Source organism: Nocardia sp. Tas62D01 (assembly GCF_055232035.1).
Genome location: NZ_JBUYUZ010000001.1, coordinates 1,236,569 through 1,239,991, shown reverse-complemented (window position 1 = coordinate 1,239,991; position 3,423 = coordinate 1,236,569). Strand labels below are relative to the sequence as shown.

The 3,423-nt window shown below is 66.8% G+C and carries 4 protein-coding genes; all 4 read left to right on the top strand.

What is annotated here, in order from left to right; translation table 11 throughout:
- The first annotated feature begins 509 nt into the window (after positions 1–509).
- From ACV7NQ_RS06135 to ACV7NQ_RS06120, 4 genes are read left to right on the top strand one after another with little or no spacing between them, the layout of a single operon-like run.
- Complete coding sequence (locus ACV7NQ_RS06135; protein ID WP_463358725.1) at positions 510–1,130, top strand: hypothetical protein; 621 nt, start codon at positions 510–512, stop codon at positions 1,128–1,130.
- A gap of 21 nt (positions 1,131–1,151) precedes the next feature.
- Positions 1,152–2,345 carry a hypothetical protein gene (locus ACV7NQ_RS06130; RefSeq protein ID WP_463358724.1) on the top strand — a complete coding sequence of 398 codons (1,194 nt, stop codon included), beginning with the start codon at positions 1,152–1,154 and terminating at the stop codon, positions 2,343–2,345.
- Complete coding sequence (locus ACV7NQ_RS06125; RefSeq protein ID WP_463358723.1) at positions 2,342–2,836, top strand: YbaB/EbfC family nucleoid-associated protein; 495 nt, start codon at positions 2,342–2,344, stop codon at positions 2,834–2,836. The genes ACV7NQ_RS06130 and ACV7NQ_RS06125 overlap by 4 nt, the downstream gene beginning before the upstream one ends.
- The gene (locus ACV7NQ_RS06120; protein ID WP_463358722.1) at positions 2,805–3,218 is read left to right on the top strand and encodes a YbaB/EbfC family nucleoid-associated protein; all 414 of its coding nucleotides are present in this window, start codon (positions 2,805–2,807) and stop codon (positions 3,216–3,218) included. Before ACV7NQ_RS06125 ends, ACV7NQ_RS06120 begins: the two co-directional genes overlap by 32 nt.
- Positions 3,219–3,423: the final 205 nt, after the last annotated feature.

Here is a 3,423-nt window from a genome sequence, read left to right as displayed (position 1 = left end):
TGCTCCTATGGATGTCAAGCGGTGGCTTGCGCGGGTTCGGCGGTGATGAGCTGGTAGAGCTCGCCGGCGAGGTAGCGTTTGAGGCAGCGGTGCGGTTGTTCGGTGCGGAGCCCCGTGCGGGCTGGAGAATCCTGGCCGAGCGCGGTGACAAAGACGCGAATTGCGGCACGGCTGGAAGGTCAAGGTCGCCGAGGGGGTGCAGACTCCGTATAAGATCCTGGACGCATACAAGTACAAGGACATTCCCAAGAAGTTTCACATGGGTTATACCAGCGACAAGCACCCGGAAATCGCCGAATTTCTCGCCAGGAACAGCATTCATATCACGGTACTGAATAGAAGAAATAGAATCGGCCCGGGGTCGGGTCCGGTGGATGCGAGGCATCGGATCATCATGGCCAGTGTGCGGGATAAAGGCGGCAGTGCAGCTCATGTGGTCGAGTTGGTTCCGTTGGTGTGGGGGGGTCGATGAGCTGCCGGTTCCGCTGGACCCGGTCGATGATCATCGGTTGAGTTCGCAGCAGCGTGCGACGCTGTTGAGCCAGCCGCGGCGGCTGTTCGGCGCGGAGCCTCGTACGGGCTGGCGGATCCTGCAGGAGCACGGTTACGTGGACGTCGAGAGAAGGGTGCTCGACAGTTACTACAAGACGTTCTTCCCGAGGCTGCGAAAGTATGCCTCGGAGCGGGGGATCCGCATCTCGATATTGCGGGTGGAAGGGAATATCGAGGTTGCCGGACCCGAGACGGGGGTGGACATGTTCTGGGTCGAGGTGCGCAACGAGACGTCTGTGAATTTCTTCGATAAGACGTGGACCGGCGATGCGCCACCACCCGCGCCCGAAACCCCGGCGCCAGTTGTGCGGACGATCAGCCGCGTCGCGCGGGCAGGTGCGCCGAGCGACAACCGTCGCGTGGCGCCGTGGGACGACCGTTGCGCTGGGTCGACCGCGACGGTCGGCGTCGGCCGAATTCCGGCACATCGTGAACGCACCGGCCCGACCACCAGGGAGCGGGCGTCGACTGCGGTCGGCGGCATGCGGATCGGGTGGCGGGCAGGTGAACAAACGGTTCGTCGCCTTGCCGTCGGGTGGCCGTGTGCACATTCGTCTCCTAGGGTCCGGGGCGGGTAGTCGGCGTCGGAGTGAGGATGTATGCCGCGGATAATGGGCAGGCGCGAGGACGGCGCGGTCATCGTCGGCGTCGGTGGGGTTTGCGTGGTGGTGGAGGTCGGGGCGCTCGATGCGCGGGGGCGATGGATGGTGGCGGCGACCGCGCCGGCGGTCGAACCGGCGTATCGGGTGCTGGAGGAGCCGGGGGTGGTCGCGGCCGATGAGGCGATGCCCGACGGGATGCTGACGACCGAGCATGTCGAGGCGATTCTGCGGTGGGAGGTGGGGTTCGTCGAGGGGGTGGCCGGGGACGCCGAGCGGCCGGGCCTGGGCGCCGAGGCCGAGCTGTATTTGCGGTTTCGGCCCGATACCGGTGATTCGTACCTGAAGGATATTGCGCCGCAGGCTGATCCGATCTTCGAGCGGCGCGGTGCGGATGGTCTGGTGCTCGACCTTGCCGAGTTGCCGCCGTCCGGCGGACCTGGCGCGCAGGAGTCGGACGAGGCCGGTCGCGAATCGGGCGATGCCCTTGAGGCGACCGCATCCGGTGGCGACGACGATGGCGTGACCGACTTCGCTCTCGCGGACTACGACGACCCCGCGGACTACGACGACCTCCCGCTCCTGCACCAGTTCTGCGCGTCCATGGCCTACGTCGAGGACCTGTCCGGCGACGAAATCGTGGCCGCCGCCGCGCAGGACCTGATCGATCGGATCAGCTATGCCGCTACCGCCGTCGAGTTCTACCCGGTGCTGGCGGAGGCGGTCGAGACGGGCGCCCTCCCGGACGAAATCGTCGAGCTGACAGACGGTTTCGACGCCGAGTCGATCCTGGACTTCCTGACGCGCCTGGTGACGGAGCTGGACCGGCGACGGCCGTGGCCGGATCCCGCGCTGGTCGCGGTGGATCCGGAGCAGTGGCCCACCATGGGGTCGAGCCGCCCGATCGGCTGGGTGGACATGGACATCGACGAGGTGGAATGGGCGGTGAAGGAAAGTTTCGGTGATATCCCCGAGGACGATCTGCCGCTGCTGATCCTGCGCATGCGCGGGGGCCAGTTGGTGGCGCTGGTCGGGCAGGACGATCCGGATCCGGAGCGGTTCCTGGTGCTGTTGCCCGATGTCGACGGGCAGTGGGATCCGGTGGATGTGATGGATTATCTGGCCCGTTACGCGGGCCTGGAGGTGGAGACCGACGGTCTCGCCGATCTTCTCGAGGAGGCATCGGGGCCGTGATACGACCGGAGAACGAGCGGCTGGCCGAGCAGACCAACCAGATGATCGACAATTTCCAGCAGGTCCTCGGGAAGATCGCCGATGCCCGCCGCATGGGGGAGGCGATGACCGCGTCGGCGGCCGCTGAGTACGGCCGGATCACCGTGACGGTCGACGCATCCGGTTCCATCGTGCGCACCGAGTTCTCCGACGATGTCTCGGACCTGGGCTACGGCGCGATCGCCCGTGGCATCCTGCAGGCCGCGCAGCAGGCCGCGGCGGAGGTACGGCGTAAGCGCGAGGAGTTGACGGCCCCGCTGCGGGCCCTGCGATCGGGCATGCCGGGGATCGAGGAGGGCATGGCACGGCTGGCCGGTCTGCGGGATCAGGTGCCCGCGCCGGTGCCCGCGCCGCTCACCTCGCCGTCGGAGCGCGAGCAGTATTCCGGTCCGGAGTACGGCGACGGGATGGCGCCCCGCCATGAGCCCGAACACGGAATTCTGGATCGCTGAGACCCGAGCACAGGAGGTAGTCACCATGGCCGGGGACGAAATCGACAGCGCCATCGAGGATTTCCAGTCCACGGTGGCCGAGATTGCGCGCTTGCAGCAGGAGCGCGCGCGGCTCACCGCCACCGCGACCGCCGCGCGGCGCCGGGTGAGCGTCACCGTGAACGCCGACGGCATCGCCATCGATATCCGGTTCTCCGGCGATATCGGGGAACTGAGCTACGACGAGATCGCCGCCGCGGTGACCGAGGCATCGCAGCATGCCGTCGCGGACATCGCCCGGCGCAAGGCCGAATTGACCACGCCCGCCGTGGGTCATCAGCAGGCGCCGGATATCGATTCCCTTGCCGCCACGGTCGATTCGTTGCGCGAATTCCTGCGTTGAATTCCGTGGCAGGGATGGCATATCCGCCCCGGCCGTATTGTGCTACACCGGAATGTAGTGCTTACAGGGCCGTTGCTCCGGGAAGAACCATGAGTTCGAGGTAGCGCGGGTCCGTAGCCGCCGACATCATCGACCCGAATTCTTTCGGCGGTCATGCGGATGGCGAAGGTCCTGGCCGGGCGCCCGATCGCCGAGCCTTCCGCGG

Bases quoted from the DNA above. Each gene is read 5' to 3' on its own strand.
- ACV7NQ_RS06130 (WP_463358724.1), top strand. From the start codon at position 1,152: ATGCCGCGGATAATGGGCAGGCGCGAGGACGGCGCGGTCATCGTCGGC.
- ACV7NQ_RS06120 (WP_463358722.1), top strand. From the start codon at position 2,805: ATGAGCCCGAACACGGAATTCTGGATCGCTGAGACCCGAGCACAGGAG.